The 17,062-nt window shown below is 61.9% G+C and carries 18 protein-coding genes and 1 tRNA gene; 10 read left to right on the forward strand and 9 right to left on the reverse strand.

The annotated features are described in order from the left end of the window. Nucleotides 1-45 precede the first annotated feature (45 nt). Nucleotides 46-315 carry a hypothetical protein gene (locus tag CO664_RS09770; RefSeq protein WP_097538534.1) on the forward strand — a complete coding sequence of 90 codons (270 nt, stop codon included), beginning with the start codon at nt 46-48 and terminating at the stop codon, nt 313-315. 33 nt (nt 316-348) lie between these two features. Here the strand turns inward: CO664_RS09770 and CO664_RS09775 are convergent, their stop codons facing one another. Together CO664_RS09775 and CO664_RS09780 are read right to left on the reverse strand one after the other, a co-directional pair. Beyond that, on the reverse strand, nt 349-786 hold the full coding sequence (locus CO664_RS09775) for a DUF1489 family protein (protein WP_037423217.1): 438 nt from the start codon (nt 784-786) through the stop codon (nt 349-351). Nucleotides 787-862: 76 nt separating this feature from the next. After that, complete coding sequence (locus CO664_RS09780) at nt 863-2,263, reverse strand: L-serine ammonia-lyase (RefSeq protein ID WP_037423220.1); 1,401 nt, start codon at nt 2,261-2,263, stop codon at nt 863-865. 257 nt (nt 2,264-2,520) lie between these two features. Between CO664_RS09780 and CO664_RS09785 the strand changes: the two genes are divergently transcribed. The 3 genes from CO664_RS09785 to CO664_RS09795 all read left to right on the forward strand — a co-directional run bounded on the left by CO664_RS09785 (nt 2,521) and on the right by CO664_RS09795 (nt 4,835). Then, nucleotides 2,521-3,210: a DUF599 domain-containing protein gene (locus CO664_RS09785; RefSeq protein WP_037423223.1), complete on the forward strand. Its 690-nt coding sequence runs from the start codon at nt 2,521-2,523 to the stop codon at nt 3,208-3,210. 188 nt (nt 3,211-3,398) lie between these two features. After that, on the forward strand, nt 3,399-4,358 hold the full coding sequence (locus tag CO664_RS09790) for a DUF1624 domain-containing protein (protein WP_234820170.1): 960 nt from the start codon (nt 3,399-3,401) through the stop codon (nt 4,356-4,358). 3 nt (nt 4,359-4,361) lie between these two features. After that, nucleotides 4,362-4,835, forward strand: a complete 474-nt coding sequence (locus CO664_RS09795; RefSeq protein ID WP_097538536.1) for an isoprenylcysteine carboxylmethyltransferase family protein — start codon at nt 4,362-4,364, stop codon at nt 4,833-4,835. A 67-nt stretch (nt 4,836-4,902) separates the two neighbouring features. Here CO664_RS09795 and CO664_RS09800 read toward each other — a convergent pair whose 3' ends face one another. Together CO664_RS09800 and mgtE are read right to left on the reverse strand one after the other, a co-directional pair. Further along, complete coding sequence (locus tag CO664_RS09800) at nt 4,903-5,298, reverse strand: MerR family DNA-binding transcriptional regulator (RefSeq protein ID WP_037423231.1); 396 nt, start codon at nt 5,296-5,298, stop codon at nt 4,903-4,905. 54 nt (nt 5,299-5,352) lie between these two features. Beyond that, nucleotides 5,353-6,774 (reverse strand): magnesium transporter, encoded by a 1,422-nt coding sequence (gene mgtE, locus CO664_RS09805; RefSeq protein WP_037383094.1) that lies wholly within the window; start codon nt 6,772-6,774, stop codon nt 5,353-5,355. 212 nt (nt 6,775-6,986) lie between these two features. Here mgtE and CO664_RS09810 point away from each other — a divergent pair, with 212 nt between their 5' ends. The 3 genes from CO664_RS09810 (at nt 6,987) to CO664_RS09820 (ending at nt 8,298) form a co-directional block, all read left to right on the forward strand. Beyond that, entirely contained in the window at nt 6,987-7,478 is a 492-nt protein-coding gene (locus tag CO664_RS09810; protein ID WP_097538537.1) for a peptide deformylase, read from the forward strand. Nucleotides 7,479-7,610: 132 nt separating this feature from the next. Next, nucleotides 7,611-7,868, forward strand: coding sequence for a hypothetical protein (locus tag CO664_RS09815; RefSeq protein ID WP_037423239.1), 258 nt, complete (start codon nt 7,611-7,613; stop codon nt 7,866-7,868). A 61-nt stretch (nt 7,869-7,929) separates the two neighbouring features. Beyond that, nucleotides 7,930-8,298, forward strand: coding sequence for a hypothetical protein (locus CO664_RS09820; RefSeq protein WP_097538538.1), 369 nt, complete (start codon nt 7,930-7,932; stop codon nt 8,296-8,298). A 73-nt stretch (nt 8,299-8,371) separates the two neighbouring features. Here CO664_RS09820 and CO664_RS09825 read toward each other — a convergent pair whose 3' ends face one another. The 4 genes from CO664_RS09825 to CO664_RS09840 all read right to left on the reverse strand — a co-directional run bounded on the left by CO664_RS09825 (nt 8,372) and on the right by CO664_RS09840 (nt 13,850). Next, nucleotides 8,372-9,925: a SpoVR family protein gene (locus CO664_RS09825; RefSeq protein ID WP_037423245.1), complete on the reverse strand. Its 1,554-nt coding sequence runs from the start codon at nt 9,923-9,925 to the stop codon at nt 8,372-8,374. Between the two features lie 15 nt (nt 9,926-9,940). Next, on the reverse strand, nt 9,941-11,254 hold the full coding sequence (locus CO664_RS09830) for a YeaH/YhbH family protein (RefSeq protein ID WP_097538539.1): 1,314 nt from the start codon (nt 11,252-11,254) through the stop codon (nt 9,941-9,943). A 24-nt stretch (nt 11,255-11,278) separates the two neighbouring features. Next, nucleotides 11,279-13,228: a PrkA family serine protein kinase gene (locus CO664_RS09835; RefSeq protein WP_097538540.1), complete on the reverse strand. Its 1,950-nt coding sequence runs from the start codon at nt 13,226-13,228 to the stop codon at nt 11,279-11,281. 537 nt (nt 13,229-13,765) lie between these two features. After that, nucleotides 13,766-13,850 (reverse strand) — tRNA-Leu (locus tag CO664_RS09840). A 194-nt stretch (nt 13,851-14,044) separates the two neighbouring features. Between CO664_RS09840 and lipB the strand changes: the two genes are divergently transcribed. Continuing rightward, nucleotides 14,045-14,764, forward strand: coding sequence for a lipoyl(octanoyl) transferase LipB (lipB, locus tag CO664_RS09845; RefSeq protein ID WP_097538636.1), 720 nt, complete (start codon nt 14,045-14,047; stop codon nt 14,762-14,764). Between the two features lie 11 nt (nt 14,765-14,775). Here the strand turns inward: lipB and CO664_RS09850 are convergent, their stop codons facing one another. After that, a complete protein-coding gene (locus CO664_RS09850) occupies nt 14,776-15,645 on the reverse strand; it encodes a DMT family transporter (RefSeq protein WP_097538541.1) in 870 nt (289 codons plus the stop codon). A 300-nt stretch (nt 15,646-15,945) separates the two neighbouring features. Between CO664_RS09850 and CO664_RS09860 the strand changes: the two genes are divergently transcribed. Further along, a complete protein-coding gene (locus CO664_RS09860; protein WP_097538542.1) occupies nt 15,946-16,341 on the forward strand; it encodes a helix-turn-helix domain-containing protein in 396 nt (131 codons plus the stop codon). A gap of 95 nt (nt 16,342-16,436) precedes the next feature. Next, the coding region (locus CO664_RS09865) for an alcohol dehydrogenase catalytic domain-containing protein (protein WP_158254917.1) at nt 16,437-17,062 on the forward strand (626 nt) is incomplete at its 3' end.

The raw sequence follows: 17,062 nt of genomic DNA on the forward strand, positions 1-17,062 counted from the left end.
TCCGGCCGATCTCCTCGGAAATTGTTTAGCGTAACGAGGTTTGTCATGGCAGTGAACGAGAATGTCCCCGGCATCACTGCGATACCGGGAAGTAAGGGAAAGCCCTCGCGCACCGGTCTGCATCCGCTGCACGAGGCGGCCATGCGCATAGCCGATGCCGGTCTCAACCGCTCCAAAGGGAAAACGCGTGATCTGGTGGCCATGCTGCTGACGCATGGCGCCCGCGCCTGGCGCTCGACCCAGCCGCGTGCGGGAATACACCTGCACGTCACCGCAGCCGGTCGCCGGCATCCCTTGCGAATCCGGATCGGCTGACACTTAGACAGCGCTTTGATTGCGGGCCGCCTGTTACAAGAGGCCGAGTTCCGCCAGTTCACGGCGCAATTCGAGCGGCATTTCGCCGCCGTCCGAGGAAAGCGACGCCAGATCGCGCGGGGCCTCCTTCTGCTCCAGATAACGCCAGCCTTGGAAAGCGCGGCGCGGCTGAAGCTCGGTTTCGATCACTTGCGCCCCGAGGAGAAGATTGCAGCGGCCAACGCCCTCGCCGTCGGTGAAGGTCTCGATGCCGATCAGCGGCTGGCGTGCCTGTACATATCCCTTGATCACCCAGTAGAGCGAACCTCCGGCGAGAAGGTCCTCTGTGCGCTTCGGCACCATCCGGGTCGTATGGAAGGAGTGCGGCTCCTGCCCCGCGGCGACGGCCGCGAGAGCCTTGCGGGCGACCCACTCGCGCAAGTCTTCGACGGATTCTGCGCCGACGCAGAGCTTTATGAGATGCAAAGCCATGGCAATGCTTGAACACCCGTCCGCGGCTCGTGGTCAAGCGGATTGAGCCGTTTCGTCCACAAAAGACGCTTCGGCCTCAGCACTCGACGACGTTGACCGCAAGACCGCCGGTTGAGGTTTCCTTGTACTTGTCGTTCATATCGACGCCGGTCTGCCGCATCGTCTCTATGCAGGCGTCGAGCGGCACGAAATGCTTGCCGTCGCCCTTGAGCGCCAGCGACGCGGCGGTCACCGCCTTCACCGCGCCGAGCGCATTGCGCTCGATACACGGCACTTGAACGAGGCCGGCAACCGGGTCGCAGGTCATGCCGAGATGGTGCTCCAGGGCAATCTCGGCCGCATTCTCGACCTGCTCCGGCGTGCCGCCCATCACGGCCGCCAGTCCCGCCGCCGCCATGGCAGAAGCCGACCCGACCTCGCCCTGACAGCCGACCTCGGCACCGGAGATCGAGGCGTTGTGCTTGATGATGCCGCCGACCGCGGCCGCCGTGAGCAGGTAGTCGCGAATGCCCGCCTGGTCCGCATCCTCATGGAAATGCAGGTAATAGCGGATGGTCGCCGGCACGACGCCGGCCGCACCATTCGTCGGCGAGGTGACCACCCGACCGCCGGCGGCATTCTCCTCGTTGACGGCCATCGCATAGACGCTCAGCCAATCATTGGCGAGCAGCGGGTTGGTCTTGTTGGAGCGCCATTCCTCCTGCAACTTGTCGTGAATTGCCCGGGCCCGCCGGCGGACCTTCAGGCCACCCGGCATGATCCCTTCCTGGCTGAGGCCGCGATCGATGCAGGCGCTCATCGCCGACCAGACGCGGTCGAGGCCGGCATCGAGTTCGTCCCGCGACATCGAACATTCCTCGTTCGCCCGTTTCATCTGGGCAATCGTCAGTCCGGAGCGCGCCGCCATATCGAGCATCTGCTGGGCAGTCGCGAAGGGATAGGGGATTTTGGTGCCGGTTGGCTTGTTCTTGGTCGCCCGCATCGCTTCGAGCTCCGTGTCGGTGACCACGAAACCGCCGCCGATCGAATAATAGATCCGCTTCAGCAGCAGCCGGCCGTCACGGTCGAAGGCGGTGAATGCCATGCCGTTGGCGTGGCCCGGCAGCGGCACTTTCTTATCGAAAACCAAGTCGGTCTTCGGCTGAAACAGATAGGCAGGATGGCCGGGCGGAGTGATGCGGCCCGTCCGATCCACCTCGTCGATAATGGCATCCATCCGGTCGGGGTCGACCAGATCGGGCCGCTCGCCCATCAGCCCCAGGATCACCGCCCTCCCCGTCCCGTGCCCGATGCCCGTATGGGCTAGCGAACCATGCAGGCTGACCTTGATGGCGGCGACGGCAGCATGCGACGGCCGCGGCCATTCGTCCGACAGGATAAGATCGAGGAAGCGGTTCGCGGCCGACATGGGTCCCATCGTATGCGAACTCGAGGGACCGATACCGATCTTGAAAACGTCGAAGACGGAAAGAAACATGAAATTGCCTGCCCCAGCGCCTGACAGAGCACCCCGCCTGTGCGGGCCAAAACCCTGTAATGATTGGATCGATACCGTCTCGAATCTTTCCGAAAGCGGCCCGATCGTCCTTATATATAGGGCGAAAGCCTAAGCGATCCTATGCCAATCGGTCAGGCGACCGACCGACATCGGATTTTGCCCGTGCGACATCGCCGAGCCCGCTGAGTGCGCCGCAGCGATCTTGCATTTTCGAACGGTCATGCCAAAAGACCTGCATGACAATCGAAGATTACATCGCGCTTTCAATCTTCATCCTGCTATGGGGCAGCTTCAATTGGGCGACCGATGGAAGACGCAATTTCAAGCGCGTCAGCCTGACCCGCCTGATGAACGAAAACAGGGCGCGGTGGATCCGCAATTCTCTCAATCGCGACCTGAAGATGATCGACACGCAGATCATCGCAGGCCTGCAGGCCGGCACCGCCTTCTTTGCCTCGACGACCATTTTCGCGCTCGGCGGCTGCTTTGCGCTGCTCGGGGCGACCGAGCAGGTGCAGATGATCTTCAACGACCTGCCGCAGATTTTTCGCGGCGGCCGGGCCGGGTTCGAACTGAAGGTCGGCGGCCTGACGTGCCTCTTCGGTTACTCCTTCTTCAAGTTCGGCTGGTCCTACCGGCTGTTCAACTACTGCTCCATCCTGATGGGCGGTATCCCGATGACGGCCGATATGTCGCGCGACCGTCGAATAGCAGAACAGGCGGCCGAGCGCGCCATAAGAATGAACATCCTCGCCGGCAAGCATTTCAATGCCGGGTTGAGGGCGATCTTCCTATCGATCGGCTATCTCGGCTGGTTCATCAGTCCCTATGTCTTCATCGTACTGACGTGCCTCGTGATTTTCGTGCTGACGCGCAGGCAGTTCTTCTCCGAAGCACGCGATGCCTTGCTCGCCGACACGCAATAGATCGCCCTCACTCGCGCCTGCGAAGCGACGATCGACGCTGGACAAAGACGAGAATCGGTCTTCTTCTCAGCATAATCGCGACGCGTCTGCGATCTGCCGAACGCCTCCTTTCTCAACGGAACGGCAACGCCATGCCTGAGACTTCTGCGACGACCATCGACGAAACACCCGCCGAACAGCCGGAGGTGATGCGGAGGGGCCGAATTGATCTCCTCGATGCGCTGCGCGGGCTGGCGCTCGTCGCCATGGCGATCTACCACTTCACTTGGGATCTGGAATTCTTCGGCTATGTGGCGGCGGGCACGGCGGGCACGGGCGGCTGGAGGCTGTTTGCCAGGCTGATCGCCAGCAGCTTCCTGTTTCTCGCCGGCTACAGCCTGGTGCTCGGCCACAGTCCGAAATTCCGCGCGCGCCCGTTTCTTAAGCGTTTCGCCAAAATCGCCGGGGCGGCGGCGCTGATCAGCATTGCCACCCTTTTCGCCATTCCCCAGTCCTTCATCTTTTTCGGCATTCTCCATGCGATCGCGGCGGCAAGCCTCGTAGGCATTCTCTTCCTGCGGCTCCCGGCGCCGGCCTCGTTCCTCGCCGCCGCTGCCGCCTTCGCCGCGCCGCTCTATCTGCGCTCGGCCTTCTTCGACGCTCCGGCGCTCTGGTGGGTCGGGCTGTCCGAAACGATCCCGCGCTCCAATGATTACGTTCCGCTTCTGCCGTGGCTGGCCCCCTTTCTCATCGGGCTCGGCACGGCGAAGCTGTTCCACGCAATGCTCATCGCCCGATGGCGGACCGCGAAAAGCGACGAGGGCAACGGCAAGCTGTGGATCAAGCCGCTCGCCATTGCCGGGCGCCACAGTCTGGCCATATACCTCATCCACCAGCCGCTGCTCATCGGGCTCGTCTACGCCTATTCTCTCGTCGCCCCTGCCCCCGTCCCGGATCCGGCACAGGCCTATCGGCTGAGCTGCGAGCAGGCCTGCAGCCGTGACGGATCGGGCATCTCGTGCAGCGTCTTTTGCGGCTGCACGCTCGACCAGCTGAGGGAGCAGAACCTGTTCGAGGGTCTAAACCAGGGGAAGATCGACTTGAGAACGGATGAACGCATTGCGCGAATCGCCACTCAGTGCACAATGGAAGCGCAGTCGGGGGACTAGGACATGAACGCCTATCGTGCCAAGCCGCTGAATTTTCCATGGCCACCGCTGATTTACGGCGCGGCAGCCCTGGCCGCGGTGGCGGTCGGCCGCGTTTTCCCCATTCCGGTCGCCCACGCGCATGGCTGGCTTCCTTGGCTGGCGGGCTGCGCCCTGATCCTGCTTGCGGCCTTGCTCGATCTCTGGGCCGTCAAGGCCCTCCTCGAACGCCGCACTGCCGTGCTTCCCCACCGCTGTGCAACCTGCCTCGTCACCGGCGGACCTTTCCGCTTCACCCGCAATCCGATCTATCTCGGCTATACCTTTGCGATGGTCGGCCTCGGCCTGATCACCCTCAATCCCTGGTTCTTCGTGCTGGGAATCGTGGCCGTCGCCCTGACGACGCTGGTCGCCGTACGCAACGAGGAGCGGCACCTGCTCTCGCGTTTCGGCTTCGAATTCGAACGCTATTGCCGCCACACGACACGGTGGATCTGAACGGCGGAACGAAAAAAGGCGGCTCGCGGCCACCTTTCGAAAGATTGCAAAACCGTCTGCGCGTTTCCTACGTCCCGACCCCGATTTCGGCGAGACGCGTCAGGCAGGATTCCTCCACATTGTCGAGTTCGGCAAGCGTATCGTCGATATCCTTGCGCTTCTGCCGTAGCTCCTCGCGCTTCTCCTCGACGCGCTTCATCAGGAGCTGCAATTGGCCCATCTCGCCGGGCGGATCCTTGTAGATCTGAATGATCTCGCGGATCTCGGCGATCGTGAAGCCGATGCGCCGGCCGCGCAGAATTTCCTTGATCAGATGCCGATCGGCTGGGCGAAACAGGCGCGTGCGTCCGCGGCGTTCCGGATGGATGAGGCCCTCATCCTCGTAGAAACGCAGCGTCCGGGTGGAGATACCGAATTCCCGCGTCAATTCCGTAATGCTATAGTACTTGTTCACGCCCGCCATTCCATAAACTACAGAACCCACTATCATTGACTTTGACGTAAAAGTCAAACGGGCTCACGTGACGTGGAACCACCAGGTGGCGATCCCGAGGAAGCTGAAGAAGCCGGTGATGTCCGTGACGGCCGTGACGAAGACGGCGGAGGAGACCGCCGGATCGGCACCGGATTTGTCGAGGAGCAGCGGGATCAGGATTCCGGCCAGCGCCGCGGCCATCATATTGATCAACATGGCCGTTGCAATGATGCCGCCGATATGGACGTCCTGAAACCAGAATCCCGCGACAAGGCCGATGAAGCTGCCGAAGATCATGCCGTTCAACAGGCCGACGCCCGCCTCGCGGCGGATGATCCTGGGCGCGTTGTGGATGTCGAGGCCGCGCGTGGCGAGCGCCCGCACTGTGACCGTCATCGTCTGCGAGCCGGCATTGCCGCCCATGCCGGCGACGATCGGCATGAGAATCGCGAGTGCGACGATCTGCTGGATCGTGGCATCGAAGAGGCCGATCACGGACGCGGAGATGCAGGCGGTCATGGAATTGACAAACAGCCAGGGGACGCGCGAGCGGGACGCCTCCGCGACCGAGTCCGACAGTTCCTCGTCACCGACGCCGGAAAGGCGCAGCAGGTCCTCCTCGGCTTCCTCCTGGATGACGTCCACGACGTCGTCGATCGTCAGAACCCCGACCAGCCGTCCGTTGTCGTCGACGACGGCCGCCGACAGGAGGTCGTACTGCTCGAAAAGCTGGGCCGCCTCCTCCTGGTCCATTTCGGCCGGGACCGAGTGACTGGTGTCGCGCATGATGGCATCGATCTTCACCGATCGCTTGGTGCGCAACACCCGGTCCAGATCGACGGTGCCGAGCAGCTTGAAGGTCGGGTCGATCACGAAGATCTGCGTAAAACTCTCGGGCAGATCGTCGTCCTCGCGCATGTAGTCGATGGTCTGGCCAACCGTCCAAAAGGGCGGCACGGCCACGAATTCGGTCTGCATGCGGCGGCCGGCGGTGCTTTCCGGATAGTCGAGCGAACGCCGCAAACGGACGCGCTCGGTGAAGGGCAGCTTGGCAAGGATCTCCTCCTGATCCTCCTGATCGAGATCCTCGAGGATGTAGACTGCGTCGTCGGAATCCATCTCGCCGATCGCTTCAGCGATCTGCTCGTTCGGCAGGTGCTCGACGATATCTAGGCGGATCGCCTCATCGACCTCGGTCAGCGCGGCAAGGTCGAACTCCTTTCCGAGCAAGGAAACAAGCGCCAGGCGCTGTTCCGGCTGGATCGCCTCGAGCAGATCGCCCAATTCGGACGCGTGAAGGCCGGCGACGTGCTTGCGGAGATAGATCGTGTCGCGATCAGCGATCGCGGCACCGACATGCATCAGGAAATCCGAACGGACCGAACCGTCGTCGGCATAGATGTCCGAACCCTCAAAGGCAGCGAGTTCTTCAGAACCGCGGTCGTCGTCGCCTGTATCGCTCATGGACCCGCCTCCAGAAGTACACGCCGCCTAAACCTGCGCTATAAGCAGCCCATTGCCCTGCTAGCGCAAAGCTCCGCCAAGGTCCACCTGTCGACGCGGGGCCGCGGACCTTTTCTCCAAGCTGTTGCAAATGCACATGAAAAAAGTGAAACGAGTAAGGCTGCCGGCTCCGACGCAGAACGAGGCAGTCATTCACGCAAGAGAGCATCCGCATGGCACTTCGACCTATCATCCGGTTTCCACATCCGACGCTCGGGATCAGCGCCGAAATCGTCACCCGTTTCGACGATGACCTTCGCGCCCTCGTCGACGATCTCACCGAGACGATGCGCGCGGCTCCCGGAATCGGCATCACCGCCCCGCATATCGGCGTCCTCAAACGGGTGACGGTGATCGAGCTGGACCGCCAGACGGGTCCGCGTTGCTTCGTCAATCCTGAGATCGTCTGGCACTCGGAAGCCACGGCGCGCCACAGCGAGGGCAGCGTTTCGATGCCCGGCATTTCCGAGGACGTGGAGCGGCCGATGGGCGTTCGCGTCCGTTACCAGACGATGGCGGGCGAGACGCGCGAGGAGGAGGCCAGCGGATTGATGGCCGTCTGCCTGCAGCACGAGATCGACCAGCTCGACGGCATCTTCTGGCTCCGTCGGCTGTCGAGGCTGAAGCGGGATCGCGCGGTGAAGCGGTTCGAGAAACTGCGCTGAGATCTGGCCGCGCCCTGCGGTTGCGCGAAAGCCTACGCTTCAATAGGGTCGCTCACGCCCGAAACCTGCCCTATCCCGCAAATCGGAAACAAGAGCCGAAACGACAGCGAAATTGAAACCGAAGGACATGCGATGAAATATCTGCGTCTCACCCTCCTCTGCGCCGCGGCGCTTGCAGGCTGCACCGCCACGCCCGATCTCGAGCCGCTCCCCGGAAGCCTCACCTATGGGGAGTCGGCCTCGTCGCGGAAGACCCAGGCGGCACCGGGCACGAAGATCCAGAACCGGTTCCTGCACGAGGGCAGAACGGTTTACGAGACCTACGAGGTCCAGCCCGACCACACCTACAAGCTCATCCGCCGCAGCGTGGTCGATTCCCTCGGCGACTGATCCTCTCGGAACATTGCGATGCCAAGCCCGTTCTCCAGGGACAAAACCAAGGAGAGATGCCATGGCTAAATATCTCGATGAACGCGGCGATCCGACAAGTGCTACGCACGACCCCGAGAGAAAGAGATTTTCGGCTGCGGAGGCAAAGCAGGGCCGCAGCGGCACGGCGATATTGGCAGTACTCCTCGGCGGGCTCCTGCTAGCCTTCGTCGCCTGGGGTGCGGTCGCAATCTGGGGCGAAGCCATCGACAGCGATCAGGCGGCGGAAACGGAACAGATGCAGCCCGGACCTTCCACCGAGCAAACGGGCAGCGTCAATCAGGATCAGTCCACGCCGGCGATACCGGCGCCGACCGACCGGGACCCGACCGCGCAAACCGGGACCGGCGGAGAAGTGCAGCAAGTCGCGCCCGACGGCACCGAGAAGTGACCGCAGATCGGCCGGCATTCGCGACGATCTCATCCAAGATCGTCGCGAATGCGCTTTGCGGGCAACGCGTCGGCTAATCTTCCTCTATATCCGCTGTCGAGCACTCGTAGAGCGTCTCGCCGGTTTCGGCCTCGACGCCGGCGAGGCTAACCTCATAACCCCACAGATGGCGAACATGCCGCAGGGTCGCATCGCGGCTGGACTCCTCGAGAAGGATGCCGTTCTTGACATTGTGCTGCAGCCGGAGGTGGCGATCACCCAAAAGGTCGACGTCCATGACCTGAATGTCCGGCTGGTTGGCGCCAATGTCGTAGCTTCGCGCAAGCGCCGCCCGGATTGCCTCGTAACCGCGCTCGTTGTGGATCGAGGCGACCTCGCAATACTTCTCGTCCGCCTCGTCCGACAGCAGGAACAGCCTGAATTTGCGGATCAGCGCCGGGCTCAGATATTGCAGGATGAAGGACTCGTCGCGGTGGTTTGCCCAGGCATCCAGCAGCGTCTCGCGCCAGTTGCCGCTGCCTGCGATGTCGGGAAACCAGTCGCGGTCTTCGGACGTCGGATCGACGCAGATCCGCTCGATGTCCTGCATCATGGCGAAGCCGAGCGCATAGGGGTTGATCCCGGGAAAGCGCGGATCGTCGAAGGAGGGCTGGAAGACGACATTGGTGTGGCTCTGGAGGATCTCCAGCATCGCGCCTTCGGTTATTCTCCCCTGGTCGAAGAGAGTGTTCATGATCGTGTAGTGAACAAAGGTCGCGCATCCCTCGTTCATCACCTTGGTCTGCCGCTGCGGATAGAAATACTGGGCGATGACGCGGACGATCCGCAGGATTTCGCGCTGCCACGGTTCGAGAATCAGGCTGGTCTTCTCGAGAAAGTAGAGCAGATTCTCATCCGGCAGGTTGAGCGCCTTCTTGCGCTCCGAAACGTCCCGCTCGACGGCGTCCGGATCACTGCTCTCGCTTGTCGTCGGCAGCGTCCGCCACAGGTCGCTATAGGTCTGCTCCTCGTATTCCAGCCTTTCGCGCATCCGCTCCCGCTCCTTTTCGGAAGACAGCCTCGGCGGCCGGCGGTAGCGGAAGACGCCCTGATCCATGAGCGCATGGGCGGAGTCGAGGATGGCCTCCACGGCGGTGGTTCCGTAGCGCTCCTCGCATTTGGTGATGTATTTCTTGGCGAACTCCATGTAGCTCAGTATGGCGCTGGCATCGGTCCATTGCCGGAACAGGTAATTGTTCTTGAAGAAATGGTTGTGGCCGAAGGCCGCGTGCGCCGTCACCAGGGCCTGCATGGCCATGGTGTTTTCTTCCATCAGGTAGGTGATGCAGGGATTGGAGTTGATGACCAGCTCATAGGCAAGGCCACGCCTGCCCCTGCGATAAAGGTGGTCCTCGAAGACGAAGCGCTTTCCGAAGGACCAGTGCTGGTACATCAGCGGCATGCCGACGGAAGAATAGGCGTCGAGCATCTGTTCGGAAGAGATGATCTCGAGCTGGTTAGGATAAACGTCGAGCCCGAGATCATCGAGCGCGACGGTCTCGATCGCATCGTAGGTGCGCGAAAGCGTCTCGAAATTCCAGTCGGAGCCCTGAAACAGCAGGTTTGAAGCCGCACCCTTTTTTGGCATCCCGGTCGCCCCTCCCTAACGCGCTTGCACAGCCGGCTGTTTGCCGAAGAGTTTCCGGAAGACGGGATAAATGTCCGCTGGCTTGGCGATGCGGGTCATCTGGAAATTCGGCCATTCGCCATCGACCGTGCGATAGGCGCGCCAGAGCGAGGTGCCGTTGTCGGTGGTGCCGAAAATCTCCGTCTCGCGCTCGTCGATGATCTCGACATAGGCGTAATACTGGCAGAGCCGCATTAATTCATCGTGCAGCAGCGACGCGCACCGCTCCGAGTCGCCCGAGATGTTCTCGCCGTCCGAAGCCTGCGCGGCATAGATGTTCCATTCGCGGGCCGGATAGCGCTCTCGAATCACCCGGAGCATCTCCTCGAGCGCCGTCGAGACAATCGTGCCGCCGCTCTGCTTGCTGTAGAAGAAGGTGTTCTCATCCACCTCGCCCGCCTCGTCCGTGTGGCGAATGAAGACGATGTCGATCCTGTCGTAGCGCCGCTTCAGGAAAAGGTGCAGCAGCACGAAGAAGCGCTTCGCAAGGTCCTTCTCGCGTTCGCCCATGGAAGCGGAAACATCCATAAGGCAGAACATCACGGCGCTGGCATTCGGCAGCGGCTGCGGCTCGAAGCGGTTGAAGCGGATGTCGACCGGATCGACATAGGGAATGCGCCGGCGCCGGCGCTCCAGCTTTTCCAGCGCCTCACGCAGTTCCCCGAGGCGCTGCTGGTCTTTCGTACTTGCCTTCGGCTCCGCCTCCAACCTGGCGATCTCCGCCGCGATCGCCTCCATTTCCTTTCGCCCCGGCCGGTGCAGGGCGATGCGGCGGCCGAAGCTGTTGCGCATCGTACGGCCGACGTTGATATTCGTGGGGGAACCGGTCGCGGCAAAACCGGCGCGGCGCCGTTTGAAGGCGACGGACTCCTTGAGGTTGAGCTTCACCATGTCGGGAAGTTCCAGGTCCTCGAAGAAGAGATCGAGCACCTCCTCGCGCGACAGGACGAATTGAAATTCGTCCTCGCTCCGCCCGGTTCCGGCGCCGGCGCCGGTGGCACCGCCGCCGGAAGCCCGCTTCGGCAGACGATCGCCCGCCGCGAACTCTCGATTGCCGGGCAGGACATATTTCCTTTCGCCGGTATCGCCGGCCGGCTGGAAGGTCGGCTCGCTGACGCCGCGGGCGGGCATCGAAACGTTGTGATCAGCATCGACGTCGGCGATCTTGCCCGACTTGACCTGTTCCTTGATGGCCCGCTTCAGTTCCTCGCGCGCGCGCTTCAGGAAGCGCTGCCTGTTACCGAGACTCTTGTCCTTCGGGTTAAGGCGGCGGTCGATAAAGTTCGGCATATGCTGCCCCCTGCTAACCGCACCTCAGCCCGCCTTGTTGACGCGCATGTACCAGTCGACCAATCGACGCACCTGCCGTTCGGTGTAGCCGCGCTCCTTCATGCGCTGGACGAATTCGGCATGCTGCTTCTCGGTCGCACTGTCCTTCTTGGAACCGAAGCTGATCACCGGCAGCAGGTCCTCGACCTGACCGAACATGCGCTTCTCGATGACTTCCCTGAGCTTCTCGTAGCTCGTCCAGGAGGGGTTGCGCCCATGATTCTTGGCGCGAGCCCGTAGGGTGAACTTGACGACCTCGTTGCGGAAGTCCTTCGGGTTGGCAATGCCCGCCGGCTTTTCGATCTGCGACAGCTCGCTGTCGAGGATTTTGCGGTTAAGGATCTGCCCCGTGTCGGGGTCCTTGAAGTCCTGGTCCTCGAGCCACGCGTCGGCATAGGCGATGTAGCGGTCGAAGAGGTTCTGGCCGTACTCGCTGTAGGATTCCAGATAGGCTTTCTGGATTTCATGGCCGATGAACTCGGCATAGCGGCTGGCGAGTTCCGACTTGATGAAGTCGAGATAGGCCGCTTCCGTCTCCTTCGCGAACTGCTCGCGCTTGATGGCCTGTTCCATGATGTACATCAGGTGGACGGGATCGGCCGAGACTTCCTTCGTATCGTAGTTGAAGGTTTCCGACAGGACCTTGAAGGCGAAGCGCGTGCTGACACCGGTCATTGCTTCGTCGACGCCGGCGGCATCGCGATATTCCTGGACCGAGCGCGCCTTCGGATCGACATCCTTGAGGTTCTCGCCGTCATAGACACGCATCTTCGTGTAGAGCGACGAGTTCTCATGGGGGACGAGCCGGGTGGAAACCGTGAAGCGGCTCAGGATCTCCAGCACCTCGGGCGCGCACGGATTGTTGAAGAGTTCGCTCTCGCGGAGAAGCTTCTCATAGATCATCTTCTCTTCGGTGACGCGCAGGCAATAGGGAACCTTGACCACCAGAATGCGGTCGAGGAACGCCTCGTTGTTGCGATTGTTCTTGAACTGCAGCCACTCCGATTCGTTGGAGTGCGCCAGGATCGTGCCCTGATAGGGGAAGGCACCGAAGTTTTCCGTGCCGTTGTAGCTGCCCTCCTGGGTCGCCGTCAGCAGCGGGTGCAGGACCTTGATCGGGGCCTTGAACATCTCCACGAATTCCAGCAGGCCCTGCGTGGTGCGGTTGAGGCCGCCGCTATAGGAATAGGCATCCGGGTCCGCCTGGCTGTAATTTTCCAGCTGGCGGATGTCGACCTTGCCGACCAGCGAGGACACGTCCTGGTTGTTTTCGTCTCCGGGCTCCGTCTTGGCGATGCCGATCTGACGCAGGCGCGAAGGGGTCAGCTTGACGACGCTGAATTTCGATATGTCGCCCCCGACCTCGTCGAGGCGCTTTGCCGCCCAGGGCGAAATCAGGCCGGTCAGCCGTCGCCTTGCGATACCGTATTTGTCCTCGAGCAGGTCGGCCATGCGCTCGGGGTGAAACAGGCCCAGGGGAGACTCAAAGACCGGGCTGATCTTGCCGTCAACCATGAGCGTATAGATCGGCCGCTGCTCCATGAGCTTCTTCAGCCGCTCCGCAAGCGACGACTTACCGCCGCCGACCGGACCGAGCAGATAGAGAATCTGCTTGCGCTCCTCGAGACCCTGGGCAGCGTAGCGGAAGTAACCGACGATCCGCTCGATCGTGTCTTCCATGCCGAAGAAATCGGAGAAGGCCGGATAAATTTTGATGGTTCGGTTGGCGAAGATTCGGCCGAGACGCTCGTCAGCACTGGTATCGACGAGAACCGGCTCTCCAATGGCATCCACCATCCGCTCCTGCGCGGTGGCATACATGCTCTTGTCGTCGCGACATGCGAGGAGATATTCCTGTAGACTTATCTCTTCTTGCGCTGCACTCGAATAGATCTCCGAAAAGAGGTCGAAGACGTCAGATTCACTCCTTTGCATCGTGCTCTCCCGCGGCAAGCCGCTTGGTTGAACCGGGATCGCTGCCAATCGGCTATTGCTTCAAGTGAACGGTTTCCTGACTTCAAAGTTCCTTCTTAACCGGCACTACAAGCGGATGCCGAAGCAGCAGCTCACGACGACATCCGCACATCAGTTCGGGACCGATCGATCGGCGCCTTAATCCAAGGATCGAGGACGCCATTCCGCAAGACTCGTCGCTCTGTCACCCCATCATGCCGGCGCTTCTCGCGAATCCGTCCATGACAATAGGAGCATAACCAAAACCCGGCCTTTCGCCGACTTTTTTTTTAGGATTTCACGAATTTAGCGGTAAACAATGTTGTGTAGGGACGGTGACATCGTGAGTAGCCTGGCCGGGCGCTGTCTAACGATTCCGGGAGAGAACCGACGCCCGTAGGGAGGAAGACGCGCTGCGGCGATTTGGCCGCCGAGCCTGTCGATTGCGTCCGGGCGGCGGGTGACTGAAAAATAAAAACCCCGTTCAACCATTAGGTTACGGGGCCTTCTTAATCTAAATGGTGCGGTCGAGAAGACTCGAACTTCCACGGGTTGCCCCACAGCGACCTCAACGCTGCGCGTCTACCAATTCCGCCACGACCGCATCGTGGTAGGTGCCGATTGCGTCGGCGGGGCTGCATGTAGCAAAAGGATTCGGGGTGCACAAGGGTATGACGACAGAAATTTGACTGGAAACGGAACTATTTACGCGCCCCCTCCGCGAAGCACTGGAAACGCTGGACTCTTGCCGTGCGCGGCCCCATGTACAGGCCGGAAAATCACCAAACGGGCTTTGCCATGCAGCGCGAAAATCTCAGCCATACCATGTTTGCGGCACCGGAATCGCCGCCGGTGCGCTGGCGCATCGCGTCTTCCCTCGTCGACTATCCACAGGCGGTCGCGACGATGGAGCGGGAGGCGGCCGCGATAGCGGACGGGGCGGCCGACGAGCTGGTCTGGCTGGTCGAGCACCCGCCCCTCTACACTGCCGGGACAAGTGCGAACGACATCGACTTGGTAACGCCGGGACGCTTTCCCGTGTTTGCAACCGGTCGCGGCGGCGAATACACCTATCACGGCCCGGGTCAGCGGGTCGTCTATGTGATGCTCGACCTGAAGCGCCGCCGCCAGGACGTGCGCGGTTTCGTCGCCGCCCTTGAAAGCGTCGTCATCGGGACGCTCGATTCGATGAACGTCAAGGGTGAGCGCCGGGAGGATCGTGTCGGCGTCTGGGTTCGCCGGCCGGAAAAGCCGCCGCTTCCCGACGGGTCGATGGCCGAGGACAAGATCGCCGCCATCGGCATCCGGCTGCGCAGGTGGGTAAGCTTCCACGGCTTCTCGCTGAACGTCGATCCCGATCTCGACCATTTCGACGGCATCGTACCCTGCGGCATTCGCGACTATGGCGTGACCAGCCTCGTCGATCTGGGTCTTCCGGTTATGATGCCCGACGTGGACATACGGATCAGGAAGGCCTTCGAGGCGGTTTTCGGACCGACCCGCAGCGATAACCAATAACCGAACTCCTGTTAATCGGGCTTCCGTCCTTCTCTCTCGCGCCAGATGATGAAAAGCCCGGAGCCGACGATGACGGCAATGCCGAGCCATCTGGACGGCGTCGGAAAATCACCGAACACAAGATATCCGAGCGCCGTCGCCGAAACGATCTCGAAATAGTGGAACGGCGCCAGCAGCGACAGCGGCGCCAGGCGGAAGGCCTTCACGACGAGCAGATGGCCGTAGCCCGAAATCGTGCCGAGAGCGATCCCGAGTATCCAGCCGAGACCCGATCGCGGCAGCGCCGGCTCGAAATCGACTGCACCCATGCCATTGCCGACCGCGATGACCGCCACCATGAAGAGCGTCCCGCCGATTCCGGCGGTCGTCTGCATGGCGAGCGGCGAATCGGCGCTGCCGACCGCCCGGTTGAGGAAGAGGTAACAGGCGAACAGGAAGGCGCAGACCATCGGCAGCAGCGCGGTCGGGCCGAAGACGGCGAAACTCGGCTGGATGACGATCATCGCACCGCCGAAGCCGACGGCGATCGCGGTCCATCGCCGCCAGCCGACCCTCTCGCGCAGGATCAGTGCTGACAGACAGGTGAGGATGAAGGGCTCGACGAAATAGATCGCGAAGGCATCGGCAAGCGGCATGTATTTCACGGATACGAAGAACAGCAGGGCGGCCGCGGCAAGCAGCACGCCGCGCAAAAGGTTCGGCCAAAGCCGCTTCGGATAGATCGCCCGCAGCCCGCCCGCCGTCAGCAGCAGCGGCACGACCGAGACGAGCTGAAAGAAGAAGCGGTAGAAGGTCACCTGCCCCGGCGACATGCCCTCGTAAACCGCCATGTACTTCGCGATGGCATCCATGCAGGGCAGGACGAGCATGGCGAACAGCATGATCGTCACGCCTTGCGTCACCGCGCTGCGCGGAGCGGCGGCCGTTTGTGCGAATCCGTTCAAGGGCGATTCCAGTGCGATGCTGAAGGTCGGACCTGAGCCTAACCTGTTTCATCGCGGTTTCAACGCCCGGCAGCGGAGAATCGCCAGGCCCGGAACGAGCCGCATTTGGCTGTGTTTATGCCGCTCCGAGGTGCTCCGCACGGGAAGGAATACCGATAAGCTCGGCCCAGCTTCGCCCCGCAGGCATTCCGTCACCGTGCGGGCGGTAGAGATGTCAGGTGAAGAGGAGAGCGAACCATGCGCTTATCCACCGAAACCGTGATCGCGCGCCTGCGCCAAACAGGAGACTGCGACACGCTGGGCGGCCGTATCTGGAGAGCGCGCGACGCGGCAAGGCTTTCGATCAAGGAACTGGCAAGCAGGCTCGGCGTGCGCAGCGAAACGATATCCGCCTGGGAGCGCGATCGTGCCGAGCCCCGCACAAACCGGCTCTTCATGCTCGCCTCCATCCTCGGCGTCACGCCAGCCTGGCTGATTGCCGGGATCGGCCGTGCCCCTGACGACGGGCCGTCTCATTCGCATGCCGCGCTTCGCGAGCAACTCGAGCTCGTCAAAAGGCTCCACGAGCAAACGGGCGAAGCGATCGCGGCGCTCGAGAGCGAACTGGAACGGATCGAGGAAAATTTCCGATAGGTCATGTATTTTCAGCTTACGCGCATCGCCTGCCGTTGTATTGACGATTGCAGGACGATCGCCGAACAGTTGCGGAAATTCGAGGGAGAAGAAAAATGGACGTACGCGCCGCTGTAGCCGTTCAGGCCGGCAAGCCTCTGGAAATCATGACGGTTCAGCTCGAGGGCCCGAAGGCCGGCGAGGTGCTGATCGAGGTCAAGGCCACCGGCATCTGCCACACCGACGATTTCACCCTCTCGGGTGCCGACCCGGAAGGGCTGTTCCCGGCGATCCTCGGCCATGAGGGTGCCGGCATCGTCGTCGATGTCGGCCCCGGCGTCACGAGCGTGAAGAAGGGCGACCATGTCATTCCGCTCTATACGCCAGAATGCCGGTCCTGCCCCTCCTGCCTCAGCCGCAAGACCAATCTCTGCACCGCCATCCGCGCCACCCAGGGGCAAGGCGTCATGCCGGACGGCACCTCGCGGTTCTCGATCGGCAAGGACAAGATCCACCACTATATGGGCTGCTCGACCTTCGCCAACTTCACCGTGCTGCCAGAGATCGCGCTCGCCAAGGTCAATCCGGACGCTCCGTTCGACAAGATCTGCTATATCGGCTGCGGCGTCACCACCGGCATCGGTGCGGTGATCAACACCGCCAAGGTGGAGATGGGCTCGACCGCGATCGTCTTCGGTCTCGGCGGCATCGGTTTGAACGTCATCCAGGGACTTCGGCTTGC

It is taken from the genome of Sinorhizobium sp. NG07B (assembly GCF_002532005.1).
GTDB classification, from domain to species: Bacteria; Pseudomonadota; Alphaproteobacteria; order Rhizobiales; family Rhizobiaceae; genus Sinorhizobium; species Sinorhizobium fredii_C.

What these genes read in the sequence shown, in the direction of transcription:
- CO664_RS09770 (WP_097538534.1), top strand. Translation starts at nt 46, where the DNA reads ATGGCAGTGAACGAGAATGTCCCCGGCATCACTGCGATACCGGGAAGT.
- CO664_RS09785 (WP_037423223.1), top strand. Translation starts at nt 2,521, where the DNA reads ATGACAATCGAAGATTACATCGCGCTTTCAATCTTCATCCTGCTATGG.
- CO664_RS09835 (WP_097538540.1), bottom strand. Translation starts at nt 13,228, where the DNA reads ATGCAAAGGAGTGAATCTGACGTCTTCGACCTCTTTTCGGAGATCTAT.
- CO664_RS09860 (WP_097538542.1), top strand. Translation starts at nt 15,946, where the DNA reads ATGCGCTTATCCACCGAAACCGTGATCGCGCGCCTGCGCCAAACAGGA.
- CO664_RS09795 (WP_097538536.1), top strand. Translation starts at nt 4,362, where the DNA reads ATGAACGCCTATCGTGCCAAGCCGCTGAATTTTCCATGGCCACCGCTG.
- mgtE (WP_037383094.1), bottom strand. Translation starts at nt 6,774, where the DNA reads ATGAGCGATACAGGCGACGACGACCGCGGTTCTGAAGAACTCGCTGCC.
- CO664_RS09810 (WP_097538537.1), top strand. Translation starts at nt 6,987, where the DNA reads ATGGCACTTCGACCTATCATCCGGTTTCCACATCCGACGCTCGGGATC.
- CO664_RS09820 (WP_097538538.1), top strand. Translation starts at nt 7,930, where the DNA reads ATGGCTAAATATCTCGATGAACGCGGCGATCCGACAAGTGCTACGCAC.
- CO664_RS09815 (WP_037423239.1), top strand. Translation starts at nt 7,611, where the DNA reads ATGAAATATCTGCGTCTCACCCTCCTCTGCGCCGCGGCGCTTGCAGGC.
- CO664_RS09780 (WP_037423220.1), bottom strand. Translation starts at nt 2,263, where the DNA reads ATGTTTCTTTCCGTCTTCGACGTTTTCAAGATCGGTATCGGTCCCTCG.
- CO664_RS09825 (WP_037423245.1), bottom strand. Translation starts at nt 9,925, where the DNA reads ATGCCAAAAAAGGGTGCGGCTTCAAACCTGCTGTTTCAGGGCTCCGAC.
- lipB (WP_097538636.1), top strand. Translation starts at nt 14,045, where the DNA reads ATGCAGCGCGAAAATCTCAGCCATACCATGTTTGCGGCACCGGAATCG.
- CO664_RS09830 (WP_097538539.1), bottom strand. Translation starts at nt 11,254, where the DNA reads ATGCCGAACTTTATCGACCGCCGCCTTAACCCGAAGGACAAGAGTCTC.
- CO664_RS09850 (WP_097538541.1), bottom strand. Translation starts at nt 15,645, where the DNA reads ATGCTGTTCGCCATGCTCGTCCTGCCCTGCATGGATGCCATCGCGAAG.
- CO664_RS09800 (WP_037423231.1), bottom strand. Translation starts at nt 5,298, where the DNA reads ATGGCGGGCGTGAACAAGTACTATAGCATTACGGAATTGACGCGGGAA.
- CO664_RS09775 (WP_037423217.1), bottom strand. Translation starts at nt 786, where the DNA reads ATGGCTTTGCATCTCATAAAGCTCTGCGTCGGCGCAGAATCCGTCGAA.
- CO664_RS09790 (WP_234820170.1), top strand. Translation starts at nt 3,399, where the DNA reads ATGCGGAGGGGCCGAATTGATCTCCTCGATGCGCTGCGCGGGCTGGCG.